This is a genomic window from Arthrobacter sp. AFG20, from assembly GCF_002892795.1.
In the GTDB taxonomy this organism is placed as follows: Bacteria; Actinomycetota; Actinomycetes; order Actinomycetales; family Micrococcaceae; genus Arthrobacter.
The window spans coordinates 60,043-81,785 of record NZ_PJMC01000003.1 but is presented as its reverse complement, the minus strand read 5'-3'; the positions used below and the strand labels follow the sequence as shown (position 1 = coordinate 81,785).

21 protein-coding genes are annotated in these 21,743 nt (G+C 67.2%); 11 read left to right on the top strand and 10 right to left on the bottom strand.

The window, feature by feature from the left end:
* Positions 1 to 8: 8 nt before the first annotated feature.
* The 4 genes from CXZ05_RS04030 to CXZ05_RS04015 form a co-directional block, all read right to left on the bottom strand.
* Positions 9 to 2,093 (bottom strand): PhoX family phosphatase, encoded by a 2,085-nt coding sequence (locus CXZ05_RS04030; RefSeq protein WP_102971337.1) that lies wholly within the window; start codon positions 2,091 to 2,093, stop codon positions 9 to 11.
* A gap of 261 nt (positions 2,094 to 2,354) precedes the next feature.
* The gene (locus tag CXZ05_RS04025; protein WP_102971336.1) at positions 2,355 to 3,353 is read right to left on the bottom strand and encodes an o-succinylbenzoate synthase; all 999 of its coding nucleotides are present in this window, start codon (positions 3,351 to 3,353) and stop codon (positions 2,355 to 2,357) included.
* A gap of 39 nt (positions 3,354 to 3,392) precedes the next feature.
* Positions 3,393 to 4,784: a sensor histidine kinase gene (locus CXZ05_RS04020; RefSeq protein WP_102971335.1), complete on the bottom strand. Its 1,392-nt coding sequence runs from the start codon at positions 4,782 to 4,784 to the stop codon at positions 3,393 to 3,395.
* Positions 4,777 to 6,351 (bottom strand): BTAD domain-containing putative transcriptional regulator, encoded by a 1,575-nt coding sequence (locus tag CXZ05_RS04015; RefSeq protein WP_102971334.1) that lies wholly within the window; start codon positions 6,349 to 6,351, stop codon positions 4,777 to 4,779. Before CXZ05_RS04015 ends, CXZ05_RS04020 begins: the two co-directional genes overlap by 8 nt.
* Positions 6,352 to 6,837: 486 nt before the next feature.
* On the opposite strand from CXZ05_RS04015, the gene CXZ05_RS04010 reads away from it, so the two are divergent.
* From CXZ05_RS04010 to CXZ05_RS03995, 4 genes are all read left to right on the top strand, one after another.
* On the top strand, positions 6,838 to 8,511 hold the full coding sequence (locus tag CXZ05_RS04010) for a cell wall metabolism sensor histidine kinase WalK (protein ID WP_102971333.1): 1,674 nt from the start codon (positions 6,838 to 6,840) through the stop codon (positions 8,509 to 8,511).
* Entirely contained in the window at positions 8,508 to 9,218 is a 711-nt protein-coding gene (locus tag CXZ05_RS04005) for a response regulator transcription factor (RefSeq protein WP_102971332.1), read from the top strand. The genes CXZ05_RS04010 and CXZ05_RS04005 overlap by 4 nt, the downstream gene beginning before the upstream one ends.
* A gap of 107 nt (positions 9,219 to 9,325) precedes the next feature.
* Positions 9,326 to 9,742, top strand: coding sequence for a hypothetical protein (locus tag CXZ05_RS04000; protein WP_102971331.1), 417 nt, complete (start codon positions 9,326 to 9,328; stop codon positions 9,740 to 9,742).
* 55 nt (positions 9,743 to 9,797) lie between these two features.
* On the top strand, positions 9,798 to 10,109 hold the full coding sequence (locus CXZ05_RS03995; RefSeq protein ID WP_102971330.1) for a hypothetical protein: 312 nt from the start codon (positions 9,798 to 9,800) through the stop codon (positions 10,107 to 10,109).
* A 150-nt stretch (positions 10,110 to 10,259) separates the two neighbouring features.
* On the opposite strand, the gene CXZ05_RS03990 is transcribed toward CXZ05_RS03995, so the two are convergent.
* Positions 10,260 to 10,655, bottom strand: a complete 396-nt coding sequence (locus CXZ05_RS03990) for a hypothetical protein (protein ID WP_102971329.1) — start codon at positions 10,653 to 10,655, stop codon at positions 10,260 to 10,262.
* A 63-nt stretch (positions 10,656 to 10,718) separates the two neighbouring features.
* Positions 10,719 to 10,892 carry a hypothetical protein gene (locus CXZ05_RS23015; protein ID WP_180987266.1) on the bottom strand — a complete coding sequence of 58 codons (174 nt, stop codon included), beginning with the start codon at positions 10,890 to 10,892 and terminating at the stop codon, positions 10,719 to 10,721.
* A gap of 116 nt (positions 10,893 to 11,008) precedes the next feature.
* Here CXZ05_RS23015 and CXZ05_RS03980 point away from each other — a divergent pair, with 116 nt between their 5' ends.
* The 7 genes from CXZ05_RS03980 (at position 11,009) to CXZ05_RS03955 (ending at position 16,808) form a co-directional block, all read left to right on the top strand.
* Positions 11,009 to 11,959, top strand: a complete 951-nt coding sequence (locus CXZ05_RS03980) for a phosphatase PAP2 family protein (protein WP_102971327.1) — start codon at positions 11,009 to 11,011, stop codon at positions 11,957 to 11,959.
* A 146-nt stretch (positions 11,960 to 12,105) separates the two neighbouring features.
* Positions 12,106 to 12,963, top strand: coding sequence for a class I SAM-dependent methyltransferase (locus CXZ05_RS03975; RefSeq protein ID WP_102971326.1), 858 nt, complete (start codon positions 12,106 to 12,108; stop codon positions 12,961 to 12,963).
* On the top strand, positions 12,960 to 14,231 hold the full coding sequence (locus CXZ05_RS03970) for an aminotransferase class I/II-fold pyridoxal phosphate-dependent enzyme (protein WP_102971325.1): 1,272 nt from the start codon (positions 12,960 to 12,962) through the stop codon (positions 14,229 to 14,231). The genes CXZ05_RS03975 and CXZ05_RS03970 overlap by 4 nt, the downstream gene beginning before the upstream one ends.
* Complete coding sequence (locus CXZ05_RS23010) at positions 14,228 to 14,386, top strand: hypothetical protein (protein WP_180987265.1); 159 nt, start codon at positions 14,228 to 14,230, stop codon at positions 14,384 to 14,386. The genes CXZ05_RS03970 and CXZ05_RS23010 overlap by 4 nt, the downstream gene beginning before the upstream one ends.
* Positions 14,387 to 14,817: 431 nt before the next feature.
* Positions 14,818 to 15,129 carry a hypothetical protein gene (locus CXZ05_RS03965; RefSeq protein WP_102971324.1) on the top strand — a complete coding sequence of 104 codons (312 nt, stop codon included), beginning with the start codon at positions 14,818 to 14,820 and terminating at the stop codon, positions 15,127 to 15,129.
* Between the two features lie 58 nt (positions 15,130 to 15,187).
* Positions 15,188 to 15,760 carry a hypothetical protein gene (locus tag CXZ05_RS03960; protein ID WP_102971323.1) on the top strand — a complete coding sequence of 191 codons (573 nt, stop codon included), beginning with the start codon at positions 15,188 to 15,190 and terminating at the stop codon, positions 15,758 to 15,760.
* A gap of 367 nt (positions 15,761 to 16,127) precedes the next feature.
* Positions 16,128 to 16,808, top strand: coding sequence for a hypothetical protein (locus tag CXZ05_RS03955; protein ID WP_102971322.1), 681 nt, complete (start codon positions 16,128 to 16,130; stop codon positions 16,806 to 16,808).
* A 26-nt stretch (positions 16,809 to 16,834) separates the two neighbouring features.
* Here CXZ05_RS03955 and CXZ05_RS03950 read toward each other — a convergent pair whose 3' ends face one another.
* From CXZ05_RS03950 to CXZ05_RS03935, 4 genes are read right to left on the bottom strand one after another with little or no spacing between them, the layout of a single operon-like run.
* Positions 16,835 to 18,205, bottom strand: coding sequence for an MFS transporter (locus CXZ05_RS03950; protein WP_258006433.1), 1,371 nt, complete (start codon positions 18,203 to 18,205; stop codon positions 16,835 to 16,837).
* A 12-nt stretch (positions 18,206 to 18,217) separates the two neighbouring features.
* Positions 18,218 to 19,969, bottom strand: a complete 1,752-nt coding sequence (locus tag CXZ05_RS03945) for an ABC transporter ATP-binding protein (protein ID WP_102971320.1) — start codon at positions 19,967 to 19,969, stop codon at positions 18,218 to 18,220.
* A complete protein-coding gene (locus CXZ05_RS03940; RefSeq protein ID WP_102971319.1) occupies positions 19,962 to 20,807 on the bottom strand; it encodes an ABC transporter permease in 846 nt (281 codons plus the stop codon). Before CXZ05_RS03940 ends, CXZ05_RS03945 begins: the two co-directional genes overlap by 8 nt.
* Positions 20,800 to 21,741: an ABC transporter permease gene (locus tag CXZ05_RS03935; RefSeq protein ID WP_102971318.1), complete on the bottom strand. Its 942-nt coding sequence runs from the start codon at positions 21,739 to 21,741 to the stop codon at positions 20,800 to 20,802. The genes CXZ05_RS03940 and CXZ05_RS03935 overlap by 8 nt, the downstream gene beginning before the upstream one ends.
* Positions 21,742 to 21,743 lie beyond the last annotated feature (2 nt).

Genomic DNA, 21,743 nt, shown 5'->3' with positions numbered 1-21,743 from the left:
GAAGGAGCCTAAGAGCGGAACACCTGGATCACGGCCGGGCGGGGAGCCCGCACCTGACCCGGGCGGGCAGTCGCACCGGCGGCAACGTAGTCGGGGAAGTAGGAGTGCGGCGCCTCGAAGGTGCCCTCCTCGCCCGGGTGCTGCACGGAAACGAAAACGCTGCGCTCGGTGTCGTGGACGATCGGCCCGCAGGTTTCGGCATCGCGGGGCACTGCGAGGAACTGCTCCACGCGGCCGCGCTCGGGACCATCCAGGGTGACCTTGAACAGACCGTCAGCCTTGCCGATGCCGGAGGGGGCGCCGTCGGTGGAGATCCAGAGGTTGCCCACGGAGTCGAAGGCCAGGTTATCCGGGCAGGAAATCGGCGAGACCTGGTCGGCCGGGAAGCCGGAGAAGTAGGTGACGTCGCCGGTGGAGGGATCGCCGCAGACCATCAGCAGGTTCCAGGTGAACTTGGTGGAGGTCTGGTCGCCGGTCTCCGTGATTTCGACGATGTGGCCGTCGCGGTTTTCGTTGCGCGGGTTGACCTCGGTGGCGCCTTCCTTGCCGGGCTTGCCGCGGTCCGAGTTGTTGGTGCACGCGACGTAGACCTTGCCGGTGTGCAGGCTGGGCTGGACGTCCTCGCAGCGGTCCATCTTGGTGGGGCCCACCTTGTCCGCAGCCAATCGGGTGTACACGAGCACTTCCTCGACGGACATGCCGCCCACCATGGACTTGCCGCCGGCCACCAGCGGCAGCCATTCGCCGGTGCCGTCGAAGGAGCCGTCCGAAGGAACGGAGCCGTTGCCGTCGATCTCCGCGGCCGGGGCGCTGCCGGTGAACTTGGCAACGTACAGGTCGCCCTCGGAGAGGAGCGTCATGTTGTGCTTGCGGTCGCCCTCGCGGTACTTGGCCTTGGAGACGAACTTGTAGAGGTAGTCGAAGCGCTCGTCGTCACCCATGTAAGCCACCACGTGGCCGGACTTGGCCACGATCACGTTGGCGCCCTCGTGCTTGAAACGGCCCAGCGATGAGTGCTTCTTCGGCGTGGACGTGGGGTCGAACGGGTCCACTTCCACAATCCAGCCGAAGCGGTTTGTTTCGTTCTCGTAGCCACGGTTGGTGGCGTTGAAGCGGGGATCGTCCAGCTCCCACTGCCGCGCCGTGGCCTTGTTGGTGAGGCCGTAGCGCTTGTCCGAGGCGGACGTACCCGCAGCGACGAAGTAACCGTTGAAGTTTTCCTCGCCCGAGAGGACGGTGCCCCACGGGGTGGTTCCGCCGGAACAGTTGCCCAGCGTGCCGTTGATCCAGCGGCCCTCCGGGTCGGCCACGGTCTTGACCAGGTCCGAGCCGGCAACGGGTCCGGTCAGCTCGTAGCGGGTGCTGTTCAGGTAGCGGCGGTTCAGCGGAGCGCCCTGGACGTAGCTCCAAGGCTTGTTCTTGTTCTTGCGCTCCAACTCGACGACGGTCAGGCCGTGGGCAGCCGCACCCACCGCCCGCACCTGGTCTGCGGGCATGCTGGCAGGGAACATGATGTTCTCGTTGGTGTATTCGTGGTTCGCGAACAGCAGCGCACGCCTGCCCTTGCTTCCGGGGATCTCGAGGATATCCGAGTAGTCGTTGTTGTAGCCGAACTGGCGCTCCTGTGCTGCTGCGGTCTGGTTGCCCAGCTCGAACGCCGGGGCGTCCTTGAAGATCGGGTCGCCCCAGCGGATCACGGGCTGCCAGGTGAATCCTGCCGGCACCGTCACGGCGTCAACGTCGGACGCAATGGAAGGGATGGCGGTGAACTGCAGCTTGGACGCGCCCGGGCCAAAACCGTTCCTCGCGGCGGCAGCCAGTCCCGTGCCGCCGTCGGCAACGGCCTTCTCACTGGACGTCACGGCACCGCCGAGTACGACGGCGAGGGCACCGGCGGCGCCGAAGCCCAGGGCGGCGCGGCGGGACAGCGTGGTGGAGGCAATGTCGCGGAAGTAGCTGTTCGAGCTCGTGTTGCAGACGTCGCCCGCGCAAGCGTTGTCGCATTTGAGCGCGCAGGTGACAGGGCTGCGCTTGCCTTTGGTGTGGCCGAGCATGGGCAGCAGTGCGAACTTGCGTCCGGAGATTTCAGACATGGGAGAGAGACCTTCCAAGGGTTTAGTTGCGGCACCGCCACCCTGCCAGCGAAAGCCAACCGGAAGCCGACACTCAGATGAAGATCCGGTGAACTCGGCATGCTGATGAGGACGCGTCGCGGGAAAGCCCGCAGGACCTGAGGAAGCGTTGCAGGAAACCGCGACAGGACGTGAGGAAGCGTTGCAGGAAAACGCGACAGGACGTGAGGACGCGTCGCGGGAAAGCCCGCAGGACCTGAGGACGCGTTTGTTGGGAGGGGGTTAGGCCGGGTCGGACAGAACGGCGTAGGCGCGGCGGAGCCGGGCGAGCCACCATTCCCGGCGCTCGGACGGGGCGGCGTACTGCTCAAGCAGCCCCTCGTCGGCGACGGCATCGCGCAGGGTGATGGCGCCGTCGTCGGCCACCAACGGCTCGGTAATCACATCCGCGGCGAGCAGCGACACTGTTCCCAGCCCGCACGCATAGGGCAGTTCCGGCAGTGCGGCGGCGAGCGCGAGCCCAGCCCGGATCCCCACGGAGGTATCGAGGGCGGAACTCACGACGGCGGGCATCCCGGCTTGCGCGACCAATTCCAGCGCGCGCCGGACTCCCCCGAGCGGCGCCACCTTCACGACGAGGAGGTCTGCCGCACCGGCCCGCGCCACCTTGAGGGGATCGTCTTCCTTGCGGACACTTTCGTCGGCCGCGATCAGCACCTGCACGCCCGCCGCGCGGAGCCGCCGGCGCACCTCCGCCAGGCCCTCGATCTCCGGCACGGGCTGCTCAGCGTACTCGAGCCCGACGTCGGACAGTCGGGTCAGTGCCTCCACCGCCGCCGGAACGTCCCAGCCGCCGTTGGCGTCCACACGGATGGCAGCCTCCGGAAGCGCGGCGCGGACAGCAGCGACGCGGGCTGCATCGTCGTCGAGCGTCTGGCCGCGTTCTGCCACCTTGACCTTCACGGCGTCCACGCGGCCGAACCGGGCCAGTATTTCCGGTACCCGTTCCGCTTGAATGGCGGGCACGGTGGCGTTGACGGGGATGCTGGTCCGCAGTGGCTCAGGGAAACCTTGCCAGCCGGCCTCGATGGCGGCGGCAAGCCAGCGGGAGGCCTCGGCGTCGCCGTACTCGGGGAACGCGCCAAATTCGCCCCATCCCACTGGACCGCGGAGGAGCAGCGTTTCGCGTTCCAGGATCCCGCGGAACTTCACCCGCATTGGCAGAACCACCACGCGGGCGCCCTGCAGCAGTTCCTCGAGGGGCGGGTACGGGAGAGGCATGGATTCACTGTACCGGCGCGCCCGCCACCAATCAGAAAGTCATACCGAGGGAACCGGTGCTTGTTCGTGCTCGGCGGCGGCCGGAAGCTTGGTGCCCCCGACTCCGAAGCGCGCGATCACCGTGGTGCCCCGTCCGGGAGCTGACATCAACTGGAGCGTGCCGCCGGCCTCGCCAATGGTGTCCTTCATGATGCGCAGGCCGAAGTGTCCTTCCGGCGACCCCTGGCTCTGGTCGAAGCCGCAGCCGTCGTCCTGGATGCGGATCTCCGAACGGTGGCCGTCCTGATGGAGGTGAAGCTCAGCCTTGGTCGCCCTGGAATGCTTGGCGGTGTTGGCCAGGGCCTCACGGGCCACCCGGTAGAACAGTGCGGCGCGGTCCCGGTCCAGCTCACACTGCTGCGGCAGGTCGAGCTCCAGGCTGATCCCGCGCTCCTCGAGCGGATCGCCGAGCCGGGCAAGCGCCCCGGAAAGGCCGAGACGGTTCAGGTCCGGCGGGTACAGCTCGCTGGTCATGGCCCGCAGGCTGCGGACGTTGTCCTGCAGGATCCGCCGGGCGTCGGAGAACAGCGCCCGCTGGCCCACCGGGCTGTGCAGTTCCTCAGACTCCATCACGTAGGACAGGCCCGAGAGCTCTTGGATCACCTCGTCGTGCAGGTCCCGGGCAATGCGCTGGCGCTCGAGTTCGGAGGCTTCAATGGCCCGGCGAAGCAGGCGGCTCCGGCCGGCTTCGTAGGCCTGGATCCTGCGGGCCAGCTGGACGGCCGGGAACAGCTGCGCGAGCTGCAGGACGGCAAGTGACAGCAGGAACGGCGGGACCATGCCGAACAGAACGGCAGCCTGCTCCTGGCGGACACCGTCGTCGTCGTAATAGCACTCAAACACCAGTTTCTGCCCGTCGGGAGCCACGACGGGCACGTAGACCTCCACGAGCTCGCCGTTTTCGACGTTGGGCGTGTTGACCTCGTCCTTCTGCATCTCCAGGTTTGCGGGGACGTCCCCGCCGTCCAGGATTTCCTGCGCCTCATGTGGCAGGCCGAAGGTTTGGCCGATGAGCTTGGGGTCCTCTGAATAGACGATGCGCCCGTCTTTGTCCCACAGCCTGATCTCGAACACCGAGCTCTCCCCCATCCAGGGGCGGAGGCGCTCGTCGAGCCGCTCAACGGCGGTGGGCTCGCCGGACAGGACTTCCTTGTCCAGCAGCGGACCCACAACGTTGTTGGCCAGGTGGTCGGTGGCCACCTTGGAGTTCTCCAGCGCATGGCGTTCCGCCTCGGACCAGATCCAGAAGGCCACCGGGGTGGTGACCACCACCAGGGCAACCAGCCCCATCAGCAGGAACCTCCGGACGGCGTTGAATACCTCGGAATTGTGGTAGGCCGGCGATTCGAACGGGTGGAACAAGGCAGGTTTGCGGAGCGATGGCCTAGCCATTGGACGGCTGCTCGAGCATGCCGCGCCGTGAAGCTTCCATGACCGATTCCAGCTGCGAGTGGGTTCCGAGCTTGGCGAAGATGGCCTTCACGTAGCCGCGGCAAGTGTTGAGGGAGATGTCCAGCTTGCTGGCCACTTCCTTCGACCCGTGGCCACCGGCCATCAGCCGAAGCACATCCAGTTCCCGGGGCGTCAGGACGGGTCCGCCGGGCTCCACTTCCCGGGCCACGGGGGCCGGAGCCGGGGTGGACATGCCCAACTGGGCCACCAGCGAGGGGTGCACCACCATGTTGCCGGCCCGGGCGTAGCGGAGGGTGTCCAGCAGGGTGGACAGCGATCCGCCCTTCGGCAGGAAGGCGCAGATGCCCATCGAGGCGGCGGTCCGCAGCGCTTCCGGCGTCGGGTCGCCGGTGAGCATGACGATCCGGGTGTCCGGGGCGTCAGCCAGGATGCGGGCAGCGGCGGTGAGACCGTCGCCGTCGGGCAGGTGGAAGTCCATGATCACGACGTCGGGCTTGAGGGCGATGCTCTGCTCCACGCCGCTCTTGGCGGTGGTGGCCGAAGCGACGCTCCGCAGGTCGGGCTCGCGGTCGAGGGCTGCCGTCAGCAGTTCGGTGAACGTGCTGTGGTCGTCGATGGTCAGGATGCTGATTTCCCTGGTGACCTGGGAAGTTGCCGGTGGCTGGGCACCCGAATCTGTGAGGTCCATGTCATCCTCGCTGGCGGCTGTTGCCTGGAGCAGCCGGGCGTGCGCTTCCCGAAGCGGGCGTCCGGGGAGGCAGCCGATCTCCTGGTCCATGACCCGGCGGCAGCGCCCGTAGGCCCGCAGTGCTTCCATGTACTGCCCGGATTCTTCCAGACCCAGGATCAAGGCGGTCCAGGCGCGCTCGTTGATGGGATCGTCCACGAGCAGTTCACTGGCGAGGGCCACTGCGCGCTCCGGGTGTCCGACGGCGACGGCTGCTTCCGCGGCCCGTGCCTTGATACTCGCAACGCGGGCTGAGTGGAGCGAACGCTCTTCCTCTGCCCAGCCGGCCAGCAGCTCATCGCCGAGCAGCGGCACGGAGGCGATGCCGAGGGCCTTCTCGAGCAGCCGGAAGGATTCCTCCGGTGAGGCGTGCCCCGCCTGCTTCAGAAGCTCATCGAACCGATCGAGGTCCAGGTCAACCATGGTGCGGTCGATCATGTACCCCCCAGTGACTGTGCGGAGGGCTCCGCCCTTGCCGCTTCCGGGCTGAAGGTGGCGGCGCAGGACGCTGACATAGCTTTCCAAAGTGGACAGTGCCTCGGACGGCGGCTGTCCATTCCACAAAACTTCGATCAGGTGATTCTTGGAGACCGGGGTCCCCAGCTTGAGCAACAGGATTTCAAGGACCTGGCGGGGCTTGGGCCCACCAAGCTCGTGGGATCCGATCTCCACGCCGCCGCGGCGGACACGGAGCGGCCCCAGGATGTTGATGGACAACTTCCTCGTTGTTCCAGCGGCGTCTTCCATTGAGTTCGGAAGGTACTCGTCGTCGTTAACCCTCCGGGACCAACGAGTATCTTCTGCAACAGTTTGTACCATTTTGCGCACCTACTATCCCCATGAACTGCATTCCCCATGAATGGCTTGGATTCATACTTGTCACTCGCGCAAGTGTGGGCACGAGTAGCGGGTACTCGAATTTCGACCGGTCCACTACTTGGTTGCTTTCGCATCAAGGGGCCCACCACCAGGCTGGGGCGGCCCCCGGCTCCCCTGGAACCGCTTGCCGGGAATGCAGCGGTGCCGGAAACACCAAGTTTTTCCCAAGAACCCGGGGCTAGATTCGTATTACCGCAGTAACAGCGGTGCTATTGCGATCCTCGTCCCCGGAGGACCGCCGAATCAGCGTGAAATGGGTGATCCAATGAGACAGACCATGGCCGGGCCGGGTACAACCAAGTATTCCGAGTACTCGGCGATGAGCGTCTTTGCCGGCGACCCCGGATTTCAAAAAAATTCTGCGTGGCCAGCCCTGCCTCGCGACGTGTTACGTGCATCACACGTCAGATTCGGCCGGGTGATCCCATGACCACGGCCGGCGCACTGCGCACGGAAGTACATTCTGTCCGCTTCCGGCTGCTGGCCACGCTGCTCGTCTTCATGGCCGTGGGCCTGTTTGTCGCCGGCGCAGCCACCCATGCCGCCCAGCTGAACAGCCTCAACGACCGCGTCAATGCCGAGCTCCAGTTGCCGCGCAAGAACCTGGACGAGCTGGCCAAGCGCGGCCAACCCAACTCCGGCGCAACTTATGCCTCCCTGAACAGCCTGTTTACAACTTATCTGCGGAGCGGGGCTCCCGGGGGCTACGAGTCGGTGATGACCGTGGTCCGCGGCCGCAGCGTCATCCTGCCCTTCGGGGACCAGCCGACCAAGCTCAACACGGCCGCTATCACCGACAACATGTGGGATTGGAGTGTCCCCCGTCAAACCGTGATGCGGGACATCGACCTCGACGGCCGGCAGGTCCGCCTGGCCATCACGTCGGTTTCGCTGGCGGGCGGCCGCCGAGACCAGGGGCTTCTGATTGCCTCGAGCGAGATCGGAGCCCAGCGCGCGGAGGTTTTCGCTTCGATGTGGACCTTCGCCCTGGCGTCCACCGCGACGCTCGCAATGACCGGCTTGGTGGGCTACCTGGTCACCGGGCGGCTGCTGCGCCCCATCCGGCGGCTCCGCGAGGCCACAGAGGCCACGACATTTGAGGACCTGACCAAGCGGGTGGAAGTGCCGGACAGCACCGACGACATCGCCCAGCTGGCCATGAACTTCAACCGGATGCTCGAACGGCTGGAGTCCGGATCAGACAACCAGCGCCGCTTCGTCCACGACGCCAGCCACGAACTGCGCACCCCCATGACGATCATCCGCGGCTACCTGGAGCTGCTCCGCAGCGGGGACCCCGACGACGTGGACCAGACCCGCGAGCTGCTCCTGGACGAGCTTGACCGGATGCAGGTGCTGGTGGATGACCTGCTGCTACTAGCCCGCAGCGGACGGCCCGACTTCGTGACGCCCGGCTGGGTGGAGGCGGATGACCTCCTGGAGGACGTCCTGAACCGCGTCCGGGTCCTCGGCGTGCGCCAGTGGCGGCTGGAGGCCAGGCCTGGCGGCCTGATCCGCGCTGACCGCCGCCGGCTCACCCAGGCGCTGGAGCAGCTCGCCGCCAACGCGGTCAACCACACCTCCGAGTCGGACCGGATATCCGTTGGCGGCGCCTGGGTAGAGGACGACGACGGCGCTCCCCAGGGCGGGCGGGCAGTAGTTGTGCGGGAGCCGGCAGCGCGGGACTCCGGATCCAGGAAGCTGGAAATCTGGGTTTCGGACACAGGCACCGGCATTCCGGCGGACGAGCATGAGCGCATATTCGAGCGCTTCGGCAAGGGCCGCAACTCGGCGGCCATGGAAGGCTCGGGCCTGGGCCTTTCCATCGTCAAAGCCATCGCCGAGGCACACGGCGGCACTGTACTTCTGGAGTCGGAGGAGGGCAAAGGCAGCCGCTTTGCCCTCCGAATACCATCCGGCGGCACGGATGAGAGCGATGAGACCGATGGCTCCGCCGCGGCGGACACCGGCGGCGACACCGAGGGCTTCGACACTAAGGATGATGCGCGGCCCAAGAAACGGCGCCGCGGCGGCAAACCAAGGCTGGCCGGACCGGCGTCGGGCATTGAACTGGCCATCCGGACGGGAGGTACGCCTTGACGCGGATCCTGATCGCCGACGACGAGCCCCGCATTGCGGCCTTCCTCGCCAAAGGCCTCACAGCGGCCGGCTACACCACCACCCAGGTCTTCGACGGGGTGAAGGCCCTTGATTACGCGACGTCCGGGGAGTTCGACCTCCTCATCCTGGACATCACCATGCCGAGGATGGACGGTCTTACCGTCCTCAAGAACCTCCGGAACATGCACTCAACGATTCCGGTGATCGTGCTGACGGCGGCAGACAGCCTTGAGAGCACCGTGGCGGCGCTCGACGGCGGTGCGGACGACCACATGACCAAACCCTTCCGGTTCGAGGAACTGCTCTCCCGCATCAAGCTCCGGCTCCGCGGCGCACAGGTTGTGGCTTCCGCCCCGACGTTCGTCTGCGGCGACCTGTCCCTCGACGTGAACCTCCGCACGGCAGAGATCCACGGCCGCGTGATCGACCTGTCCGCGAGGGAGTTCGTCATGGCGCGGACCTTCATGGAGAACGCCGGCAAGGTGCTCAGCCGCGAGCAGCTTCTGAGCCGGGTGTGGGGCTACCACTTTGAGGGGTCGTCCAATGTGGTGGACGTATACGTACGGTACCTGAGACACAAGCTGGGCGCGGACCGCATCCAAACCGTCCGGGGCGTGGGCTATCGTCTCGTGGCCCTTGCCGTTGATGACATGAACGGCCATGGTGGGCCGGTTCAAACCCCCTAACCTCGCTGAGCCCGCCCCGCCCGGCGATGAGAAGACTCTCATCCGCGTCTCATCCCTGCCTCACCTTCACGCTTCAAAGTGAATGCACGAAGGAGGTGTGCCGGCCGATGAAGAAGTGGTCGTTGCTGAGCATTCCGCTGGTGGGTTTCGCCGGAATAACTGTCTGGGCGCAGGCTGTTGCCGGGGCTCCAACAGGACAGGAACCGGGCGTGATTGTTACCGAAGCGGCCCCCCGCCACTCGGTCCAGAAGCTTGACGGATCCACGGAAAATCGGCGGCTGTCGCCAGCCACTGACCCCGCTGCCTCGCCCGTGACCACGTCACCGGCGCTTAAATCGGCTCCCCTGAACGGTGTCACCTCCTCCCCGCTCTCCACCGAGGAGTCCGGCGTCGAGTTCGTGGAGCCGGCCCAGGTCACTTCCCCGGCACCGGCACCCACCGACGATTCAACGTCCTCGAGCCAACTCGATGACAAAGGCGGTCTCTCCAGCAACAACGGCAGGAGTGGCAGCAGCAATGGCTAGGCGTACCCGGAGGCAATCCACAGAAGCAGTTTCTCCCCGCAAGAAGGAGCCAGTGATGCACACGGATTTCCGCGACCTGTATGAACCCCTCCCGCCGTGGGGGGCGACAGTCGACGCTCCTTTTGGCGAACCGACGACTGTGATGGTGGACGACTCTGAGCTCCATCAACAGGTCCTGGATATTATCCACAACGTGCTCGCCACGGCTGATCCGCGATCGGAGGTCCGGCGCCGGCTCCTGCGCCATCTCGCGGAGAACCCCGGGCATCCCGAACAGGCGCTGCTGGACCACCTGCGGGACCGGAACCGGCGCGGCGGACGTCCCGCACGCAACGGCCGGGCTGCAACAGTGGATCCGCACGTCTAGCAGACGAACAACGCAGCACCGGCTGCCCCACAGACCGGGTACCCGCCGCGGCACGGGTACCCGACGTATGTCCGGCCCGGATTTGTTCATCCGGGCTGGATTTGTTTTATCCGGGCTGGATTGTCCGGCCCCCGCCCGGGAACCAGTCCCTCAGAAGAGCAGCAGCACGAAGCCGCCGACGGTGCTCAGGATGCCCACTCCGGTAAGGATCCAGCCGAGGACCAGGATGACGTTGTCGTGCTTGGGCGGTTTCAGGCCCCAGCGTGAAGGGTGGCAGAGGTCGTAATGGAGCTCCACCTGGGTGCCAGCCACGAGGCCCCGCGCGACGTCGGAGTCCACCAGAGTCTGGCGCGGGACGTTCTCCTGGTCGGTCCAGCGGAAGCCGGTGAAGCCGCCGGCGGTGTAAACCTCACCCGTGGTCCTGGTCCAGGCGCAACGGCGCCGTTCGATAATGAGTCCCCACGTGAGCAACGGCACGCCGGGGAGGAAGCCCACCCACGTCATCATTTCCAGGATGGGGCCAAGTACATCCGCGAGACCGCCCATGCACCAACTTTAGCCGTCAGCCGGCCTGCGTTTAGCCCCCGGGAAGGCCCCCGTTTCCTAGGGTCAGCTGCCGGTTTCCTCGGGATGCTCCCGGGCGCGCCTGGCTTCGGGGGTCTCGCCCTGCTGCGGGATGAAATCCGGATCCAGCTTGGTGCTGAGGTCGGTTTCGCCGCGGTCGGTTTCTGCGCGACCGGGCTCTTCGGAAACAGTGCGGGCCTCGTCTGCGTTTTCGGTCATGCCCCCAACGTAATCCCCCTGCCCCATGTAGTCGAGCATCAGGGAAGGCCGGGCGAACAGGATGCACTCACCGGCAGGACAGGCGCCTCCCAGCAAACTGTGACACCCTTGTTACGATGACTTTCCAGCTCAGGGACCCCCGCCGTAAGAAACAGGGCCGCCAGCAGCAGGGCCGTCAGAAGCCCCGCCGGCCTGCCGGACGGATGCGCCTCGCAGCGGGCACCGGCTTCCTCTTCGCCGTTGCCACCCTGGCTTGCGCCATGGGGCTCGCGGCCACCTATTACTACTTCGTCCGCACCACCACGGGCCAGTTCATCGACGAGTCCGCCCTGGTGGAGGCCGTGGAAATCCACGGGCCCGCGGGCAAGGTGACCACCCGGTTCCTGGACTGGCTGCCTACCATCTCCCTGGTGATGGCCGCCGTCGTCGTACTTCTGGTAACGGTGATTCACCGCCGATGGCGGGCCGCGGGTATTGCCGTGGCGGCGTGCGTCGCGGCGAACATCGCAACGCAGGTGCTCAAGGACCTGCTGCCGGTGCGGCCGTACCGGGGCGTAGAGACGCTGGAGCTGAACTCGCTGCCGTCCGGTCACACCACGCTGGCGGCGTCCGCGGCGGCGGCCGTGTTCCTGATGTCGTCCCCGCGGTGGCGGCCGCTGGCCGGCTTTGTCGGCGGCACTTTTGCCATCGCCTCGGGCATGTCCACACTCGTGAACCAGTGGCACCGGCCGGCGGATGTGGTGGCAGCCTTCCTGGTGGTGGGCTGCTTCATGATTCCCGCGGGCTGGCTGATTCTCCGCAATGACGGCCACGAATGGAACGTCTGGGACGGCTTCGGCGGCCACTGGGGCTCGGCACGGCTGTGGATCGGGCTGCCTGTGGTGCTGGGGCTGGCCTCGGCAGCGGTGTCCGTGTACTCGCTGGTCATGATCGCCCCGGGCATTAGCCAGGAGGCCAGTACCACCAACTACTTCTGGGCGGGCATCTCGCTGATCGTGATCGCCGGGTACCTTGCCACCGTGGCCACCACGTCGCTGTTCGCGTATGCCGTCCGACGCCGGAACTGACCAGGGCGCTGGCCTCCGCTTCCCCTGTCCCCACCACCCGCAACCTTTACAACCCCGGCCGGGGAGCCCACAATAAGTCGCACCACAGCCTCCACTGACTCAACAGTGCGCTGAAACTGGACCTGCGAAAGCAGAGGTGCGCGGAAATGAACGACCAAGCCGGGGCGGACAAGGCCCTGAAGGAAAAGCACCGGGCCATGTGGGCGCAGGGCGACTACCCTGCCCTCGCCAGCGAGCTGATTGCGGATCTGGGCGCCATCCTGGTGGAAGCCTGCAACATCAAACCGCGCCAGCGCGTCCTGGATGTCGGCGCGGGCGCCGGCAATGCGGCCATCCCCGCGGCCATGATGGGTGCCCGGGTGATAGCCAGTGACCTCACCCCGGAGATGTTCGACGCCGGCCGCCGGCAGGCCGCCGACCGCGGCGTTGAGCTCGAGTGGGTTGAGGCCGACGCCGAGAACCTCCCCTTTGCGGACGGCGAGTTCGACGTCGTCATGTCCTGCCTCGGCGCTATGTTCGCCCCGCACCACCAGGCGAGCGCCGATGAACTGGTGCGAGTCTGCAGGCCGGGCGGGACCGTCGGGCTGCTGCACTGGACCCCGGAAGGCTTCATCGGCCAGATGTTCGCCACCATGAAACCCTTCGCGCCGCCCCCTCCGCCCGGCGCGCAGCCTCCGCCGCTGTGGGGCAGCGAGGACCACGTCCGGGAACTGTTCGGCGGCCGGCTGGGCGACATCCGGGCGCAGAAGCGGACCGTTGCCATCACGAGCTTCCGCCAGCCTGAAGACTTCCTGCACTATTTCAAATCGCACTACGGCCCCACCATCTCCGTGTACAAGTCCCTGTCCGGCGACGACGGGAAAGCCAAGGCCCTGGACGACGCCCTCACGGAACTTGCCAGCACGTACATCGAAGCCCACGGCGATACGCCTGCGCAGATGGAATGGGAGTATCTGCTGCTCACGGCGAAGGCCAATGCCAAGCCCCAGGAAACCGGGCTGTGACGGACTCCCCCGCCTCGCGCCGCGCCCTTGAGGTGGCCTCCATTCCGTCCTTCCGGAGGATCAGCGAGCACCTCAACCATTCCAGCTACGCCCGCCGCAAACATCTTTCCGGCATCTGCGACTTCACCCTGGGCAACCCGCACCAGATGCCGCAGGACGGCTACGTGGACGCCCTCCGGGACGCCCTCCACCCGCACGACGACCAGTGGTTCGCGTACAAAACCAATGAGGTGGATGCCCGGGAGGCGGCCGCGGAGTCACTGAGCCGGCTGCTCGATGTTCCGTTCGAACCCGCGGACCTGTACCTCACCACCGGCGGCTTCACCGCCATCGCCCTCGCGCTGAAGGCGGTTACCGATCCTGGCGACGAGGTCATCTACAGCCTTCCGCCCTGGTTCCTCTACGAACCGCTCGCTGTCGAGGCCGGACTGGTCCCGGTCAAGGTCCGGATCGACCTCGAGACCTTCAACCTCGATCTGGCGGCCATTGAAGCGGCCATCACGGAGCGGACCCGGGTAGTGATCATCAATTCGCCGAACAACCCCACCGGCAGGATCTACCCGCCCGAACTCCTCCACCAGCTGGCAACCCTCCTCGACGAGGCCTCGGCGCGGATAGGGCGGCGGATCTACCTGGTGTCCGACGAGCCGTACAACAGGATCGTTTTCGACGGTGCCCGCTTCCACAGCCCCGCGGAGTTCTATCCCTACACCCTCCTCGCCTACTCCTACGGCAAGACGCACCTGGCGCCGGGCGAGCGTATCGGGTACCTGGCGCTGCCGCCGAGCATGCCGGACCGCAAGGAGCTCGGCGCCGCCGTCGAGGCGATGCAGCTGGCCATGGGCTGGATCTACCCCAACGCCGTGCTGCAGTACGCGCTTCCGCGGCTGGAGACGTTCACCATCGACGTCGGCCAGCTGCAGCAGAAGCGGGACCGGCTGGTCCAGGAGCTGGGTGGGATGGGATACCGGCTCCGGCCGCCCGAAGGCACCTTCTACCTGTTCATCCATTCCCCCATTCAAGACGACGAGGCCTTCACCGAGGCGCTCGGCCAGGAGGACGTCTTTGTGCTTCCGGGCGCCCTGTTCGAGACAGCGGGGTTTTTCCGGATGTCCCTCACGGCCAGCGAGGACATGGTGGAGCGCAGCCTGCCCCACTTCCGGGCGGCCATCGAACGGGCGGGGCAGGACCGCCCCGAAGACGCCGAAATCAAACTGCCCACGGGACTTATCCCCGTCATCCCCGCCAACCCAAGGAAACTGCCATGACCGTCCTGCGGACCACTCCGGAAAGTGAGGCGTCCGGCCTCACCGCCAAGATTTACGACGACGATGTCCAGTCGCTGGGCTACGTCACCACGCACACCAAGAGCTCAGCGCTGCAGGACGCGCTCTTGGCTCCGCTGGAAACGCCCCGGGCCTAGTTGCACTACCGACCACAGAGTTGCGGGCCGGCAGATCCCTGAAGGATTGGGGGTCGCCGGCCCGGCACGTCAGGGGGGGTGCAGTGCCGGGCCGGCCAGCTGGCTGAACGACCACTCGCGGCAGTGGCTTCGGACCAGATGGAAAAAGAGTGCCAGCGGTTCCTAGGAAAATCCCGGTCAACCTTGGAGAACCGAGACCCCCCACCCAAACAGCGGCCGCTCGCCGCCGCGCACTGCTGACGCGTTCTCCGGCTTGGGGGGACCTTACCCTCTTCTGCGGTCCAAGGTTCACCGGCAAATCCACCATGACCTGCGGCAACAATTGCGGCAGACGGCACTTCCCCTTCACACCGGGATTTTGCCGGCAACGCCGCCGGTCTCAGCGCATGCCGGAAGGGCCCGCGGGGCGGCGAAGGTGGAAGGTGAATAAGATGACCCCGGACCCGCACTCACCCGGTGACAGCCACTGGCAGTCCCACACACCGGAAAGGCTGCCTGCTCATCAGGCTGCCGGCGGCGCAGCAGTTCCTGACCCGGCCTGGGTCAGCCACCGGCCAGCACAGCGCGCTCCCCAGGGCGGCATACTGCAGCGCCAACTGATGCGCCTCATCGGCGAAATCCTCGGCGATGAAGGTCTGAGATCGGACCTCCGGTTGTCACTGCTCAGGCACGTCTCCGAACATCCCGGACACCCAGAACAGGCAATGCTGGCGCATTTGCAGGAGATCCAGGACGGAGGGTGATGCCTGCCGGTGCCTTACGTCCCAAAAACAATCTTTCCGACGACCCCTGGAGTGGTCCTTGAAAACCAGAGCAGCCCTCGCGCTTTCCGTGGCCGGGATCCTCGTGACGGGATCCGCCGCTCTAGCCGTCAACACGCAGGTACTGAGCAGTACGCCGTCCGGTACCGGCGACGCGAACAGCGTCCTCCTGCCAACCAACTCCAGCAGCACTGCGGCACCGACCGCCGCCGTCGGCCTGAAAGCTACGCCGAACGTGACGTCCGTGGTCGACGGTGGCAGCACAGTTACCGCCCGCGCGAAGAGTACCGGGGCGCCGGAATCCGGTGACGGCAAGAGCGGCCGGCGGACGCTGCCGCCGCCGTCGTCCGGGCCTGGTGACGATCGGGATCATACGGACGGCACTGTTACGGGCACGTCCGACGCCGGCCCTGCCGCGCCCCATCCCGGCGGCAGCATCGGTTCCCAGTCCGGGGGCGCCGGCACTGCCGGGGATCCCGCCGTGGTGCCCGTCCAGCCGGGCGACGACAAAGGCGGCCTTCGGGCCGTCCGGGAACCGGGCGATGACAAGGGCGGGCAGCGCAAGACCGCCGAACCCAAAAAAGACAGCGGCGGCCACGATTCGGACGACTAAGCGCAACTTACCCCCGGGCGAAAAGCCCCATAGCGGGCCTTCTGCACTCACGCGGGAGGCCCGCCCGCATTGCCTGCATTGGCTGAAATCAGGCGGAATTTCAGAACCGCCAACGCCATGGAATAGGCAACTCTTTCTTTGCTTAATCCAGAAATCAACCTGTATCGTATTCATTTAGGTAGACCGAAACTCCTCTGGAGCGACAACCTCCAGGGGCCTCGCCCTGCATCGCAGCGCGCCAGCCACTCCCGGACCCCAAAAAATCCCCCAACAAGCCCAGCATTTCCCTGCTGTCCGGAACGCCCCGGCCAGCCCAGCTCCCGGCACCATTCTCAGGGGAGCACAACAGTGATGAAAGGCCGGCATTATGTTCGCCGACACCCGCACCACCTTGACCCGCCCTGAAACCCGTACCGCGACAAACTCCGCACCCCGGTATCAACCCCAGCACCGACCAGTCCCCGCCCGCCGCAACCGCGCCGCACTAAGGACTCCCACGTCCCGCAAGCAGACCATCCGGCTGTTCCTGCTCGGAGTTCTCTGCACCGCAGGCTGGCTCGCCTCCCTGCTGGTGGGGCACTTCGTGGAGTTCGGTCCGGTAGTGCACCGCATCGGGCTTGCCGGCCACATCCTCGCCCTGGTGCTGGCCTTCGGCACCATCCTTGTCGTGGACTGGCTGGGCCTGCTGTGGCTCATGGGCAAGGTGCACATGCATGCATCTCCCAAGCTGGAACGCGCAACAAAGCCGCTGATTTGGGGCGGCCTGGCGCTTCTGCTGGCATCGGGAGCGCTCATCCAGCCCGACATCACCAACCCAGTGACCGCCGTGAAGCTCGGCTGTGTGCTCATCCTGATGCTGAACGGCCTGAGCATCGCGCCGGCCATGCACAAGATGTTCGCGCTTCCGCGGGAAACACGCTTCAGCGAACTGGGCCGCCGGCTGCGCACGCGCCTGCTGATCGCGCTCAGCATCTCGCAGGCCTGCTGGTGGACGGCCGTGCTGATCGGCCTCGTGAACAGCACGCTCCGCCGCTGGACGGGGATGTAACCAGCACCCTGACGGCCCTGCCCGCTTCAGTTGGGCATGGGGGCCGCGTCCGTCGCCGTCCCGAGGGTGCTGGTGCGGTGGATCCCGTGCAGCAGCCGCGGCAGCATCAGCGCAGCCAGGACCGCGAGGCCCACCATCGGCAGCCAGGGCGTTCCCGGCCACCAGTGGTTCCGTTCCGTCAGATCCAGCAGCCAGCCCAGCAGTGCATTCCCCGCCAGCACGGCAATGCCGCCGCAGGTGGCGGACAGCCCGTAGTACGCGCCGCGGCCCGAGGCTGCCCCTTCCAGCGGGATGAACCGCGGGATCAGCGACAGAATGGTGGGCGTGAGGAGCATGTGACCGAGGATCAGCGTGCCGACGATGCCCGCCATCAGCGCCACAGCGCCGGCCTCCGCCGAACCAGTCGGCACGGACCCTCCAACTCCAGAACCTCCCGCCACAGAGCCGCCGGCTTCCGCGGGGACGGACGTCAAAGCGGCGGCGGCCAACGCAGCTGCCACCAGCAGGAAACCTGCCGACATGGCACGGCCCGGCCCCAGCCGCTGGCCGGCCGCAGCCACCGGCAGCTGCAGCAGCAATGTCAGCACGGAGGCTAGCAGGAACAGCATGGCCAACCACGAAGCGTCCAGCCCCCGCCGGTCCAGCTCAAGCGGAAACGCGAAGTAGAGCTGGTTGTAGGCCACCATGTTGGTGCTGGCGAGCAGGCAGAACGCCACAAAGCGCCGGTTCTTCAGGCACCCGAGCGCGCTGCGGGACTGGCCCGGCGAGGCTTCCGGCTCCCCCGCTCCCGCAGTTTCCGGCTTCCCTGGTGACCCGGCGGGGAGGCGGAACCACAGCAGGACCGTCACGGCGACGAAGATGGCAATTCCCGCCGCCAGCGCCGCGTCAAAGCCCCAACCCAGCAGGGCCGCCCCGAGCAGCGGGCCGACGAGGGCGCCCATCTCCCCCGTGATGGCCAGCCAGACGAACACCGAGCGCCGGCCCTTGCCTGGAGCCCGCTCCCTGGTTGCGTCGGCATGTGCCCGGTCCGCATGCGACAGCTGGGACTCCAGCGCGGGCGAGAACAGCGCACCTCCCGCACCGGTGAGCACGGCGCCGAGGAGGAACAGCGTGAAATCGGAGGCGGCGGCCAGGGTCGCGTACCCGGCGATGCGGACCAGGCAGCCGGTCAGGATCGCCCGCCGGGCACCCCAGCGGTCGGCCAGCAGGCCGCCGAACAGGAACATCCCCTGCTGGCTGAAGGTGCGGGCGCCCAGAACAAGGCCGACGGCGGCGGCGTCCAGTCCGTAATCCCCGCCCATGGCGCCGGCGAGGAAGGGAATCACCGCGTAGAACCCCAGATTGAACACCATCTGGGTGCCGAGCAGAATACGCGTTTCAGGCAGGTGTGACTTCAAAACCAGGCGTCCCTAGGCGTCCGGGGCACTGACGAGTTCCAGGAGACGGGAAGTCCCGGGGCGGCTACCAGCAACATTCGCGCCGAGCACCCGATGAGCGCAGGCCGCAAGGTCACCGCAGGCCACCGGAGCAGAGCAGACCGCCGGATGCGCGCGGGCCGCTGCCACCAACTCCTTGCTGTGCCCGTGCTGGGGGTTGGCGAAGAACTCGGAGGTGCCGGCCAGCTCCACCAGGGCCCCCTGGTACAGCACCGCCACCCTGTGGCTCATGTACCGGATGACGTTCATGTCGTGCGAAATCATGATCAGCGAAAGTCGGCGGTCCCGGTGCAGGCGCAGCAGCAGATCCAGGACCTTACGCTGCGTGACGGCATCCAGCGCCGACGTCGCCTCGTCGCAGATCAGCACTGCCGGGTCCAGCAGCAGCGCCCGGGCGATCGTCAGCCGCTGCAGCTGGCCACCCGAACACTGGCTTGGGTACCTGTCCAGCAGGTCGGGGTCCAGTTCAACATCCCGGACGGCCTGGTGGATGCGCTCCCGGCGCCCGTCCGCCGTGCCCGTCCGCTGCCGGAGCAGCGGCGCTTCCAGGCTGGCGAACAGCTTCATCCGGGGGTCGAAGGCGTCGTGCGGTTCCTGGAAGACGAGCTGCACCTCGGTGCCGGGGACACCGCGACTGGCGCCACCGCCGTCGTCCTTGCCGTCCCCTGCCGGCAGTGTCCTTGTGATGCTGCCGCGGTCCGGGGCCTCAACGTCCACCAGCAGCCGGGCCAGGGTGCTCTTCCCGGAGCCTGACTGGCCCAGGACGCCGAGGATCTCGCCTTCGCGGAGGCTCAGCGAGACGTCCTCCAAAGCCGGCCGGGCGCCGCGCCCCTTGGCGAACCGCTTGGTGACGCCGTCCAGCGCCAGGATGTCGCGGGACGGGGCAAGGCCGGGGGCCTCCCCGGCCACCACAATACGACGGCGGGTGAGGGCGCACGCCTCCAGCAGCTCCCTGGCACAAGCAGTTTGGGGCGCGCCGAGGACGGCCCTGGCCGGGCCTTCCTCCTGGACGCGGCCGGCATCCATCACCACCACGCGGTCAGCGAACGCGGAGACAGTGGCCAGGTCGTGCGTGATGTAGAGGACGCCGAGCCCGTGCTGGCGCCGCTGCGTGTCAATCAGTTCCAGGATCTGCCGCTCCAGCACCTTGTCCAGCGCGGAAGTCGGCTCGTCGGCGAGCAGCAGCTCCGGCTGCCCGGCCATGGCCACGGCCAGCATGGCCCGCTGCGCCATGCCGCCGGACAGCTGGTGCGGGTACGCCCGGGCCACCCGTTCCGGGTCCTCGAACCCGGCGTTGGTGAGCAGTTCCAGCGCCTGCGCCCTGGCCTGGCGTCCGCGCAGACCGCGGTGCAGCTTCAGCGGCTCGGCCAGGTGGCTGCCAATGGTCATCCGGGGGTTGAACATGCGCTTGGGCTGCTGGTACAGCATCCCGATCCGGCCGCCACGCAGGCGGTTGAGCTCCGCGCCGCTGGCCGCAAGCAGATCGGTTCCGCCCAGGGTGATGGACCCCGACGCGGCCTGGATTTGCGGCGGCAGCAGTCCCAGGACGGACAGCGCGGTCATCGTCTTGCCGCTTCCGGACGCCCCCACTAGGGCGACGAACTCGCCGGGTGCCACGGTGAGGCCGACGCCGGAAAGCACCGGGCGGGCGGACGAACCGGAGGAACCCCCAGCGGGAGCCCGCAGGCTGAGGTGCAGGTCCTCGATGATCAGGCCCTCACGCATGGGTGACCTCCGCTGCAGGGGCGGAAGCCAGCAGCAGCCGGCTGCTGGACATCCGCGCCAGGTGCTGGCCAATGAGCGTGACGCACAACGCGACCGTGAAGATCACCAGGCCGGGAGCAAGGATGGTCATCGGCGACCTCACGGCGTACGGCTGGGCGGCGGCGAGCATCGAGCCCCAGTCGGACTGCGGGGGCTGCACGCCGAGGCCCAGGTAGGACAGGGCGCCGACGCTGATCAGGAACTGCCCGAACCGGAGCGTGGCCTGCCCCAGCAGCGGCCCGGCCAGGTGCGGCAGGATGTGCCGCCGCACCGTGAACCAGGGAGTGCAGCCCAGCACGCGGGCCGCCTCGATGAAGCCGCGGGCGGAAACGTCGTAGGCCAGTGCCCGGGCGAGCCGCGCGAAGGGTGTCCAGCCTGTAACGGTCAGGGCCAGCAGCAGGGACGGATAGCCCGCTCCCAGCGCGGCCACCAGGAACAGTGCCACCACCGTCTCCGGCATGGCCAGCAGGATGTCGTTGGTGCGGGTGAAGAACTCGTCCAGCCATCCCCGCCGGCGCGCGCTGATCACGCCGATCGCCGTGCCGATGACCGCGGTGAGCACCGTCGCCAGGGCCGCGATGGTCAGGGAGAAACGGCCGCCGTCGAGCAGCCTGCTCAGCGTGTCGCGGCCCAGGTGGTCGGTGCCCAGCCAGTGGGCACCGGAAGGCGCGGACAGCCGGGAGGCGAGGTCCTGCTCGGCCGACGGATAGGGCGCGATCCAGCCGGCCAGGGCCACGGACAGCACCACGACGGCCAGCACGCAGGCGGCAAGCCGGATGTGCAGGGGAAGTTTACGCATGCCGCATCCTGACCTGGGGGTTGAGGAGCCCGTGGACCAGGTCCGCGGCCGTGGTCAGCAGGACAGCCAGCCCGACGACGACCACCACTGCTCCCTGCGCCAGCGGAATGTCGCTGTTCAGGACACCGTCGAACAGCAGCCGTCCCATCCCGGGAATGGCGAAGATGACCTCGACGATGACCGACCCGCCCAACAGGCCCGCGAACCACACGGCCGCGAGCGTGGTGAGCGGCAGCAGGCCGTTCGGGATCACGTGCTTCCGCACGGTATGGAAGTAGCTCAGTCCCCTACCTCGTGCGGCGGTGACGTGGTCGGCGCCCAGCGCGTCGAGCATTCCCTCGCGCACGGCGGAAGTGAAATGGCTGGCCGGACGCAAGGCGAGGACCGCCACGGGCAGCACTGCCGACGTCGGGCCTTCCCACCCGGCGGACGGCAGCACGGACAGTTCGAGTGCGAAGACCAGCACCAGCATGGGCGCCAGCCAGTATTCCGGCATGGCGATAAACGCCTGGGAGACGGCGGTGATGGCCTTGTCAGCCGCCCGCCCCTCGTTCAGCGCGGCGGCAATGCCGAGGATCACCGCTATCAGAGCCGCCACGGCCAGGGTCATGACCACCAGGCTGAGCGTGACCCAGAGCGCCGGCAGCACCTGGTCCACCACGGGCGTGCGGCTGGTGTACGACAGGCCCATGTCGCCGCTCGCGAACCGCCCCAGCCAGCGCAGGTACTGGGTCCACAGGGGATCCTGGAGCCCGAGTTGGGCGCTCAAGGCCTGGACGGCGGAATCATCGATCGCGTCGCCGGCCACCCGCGAGCGGATGATCTTGCGCACCGGGTCGCCGGGGGTGACGTACGGGATGAGGAACACCACGAAAGACGCCAGAAGAACGGCGACCAGCAGGGCCGCCGTTCTCCTGGCGAGGAACAGCATCATGC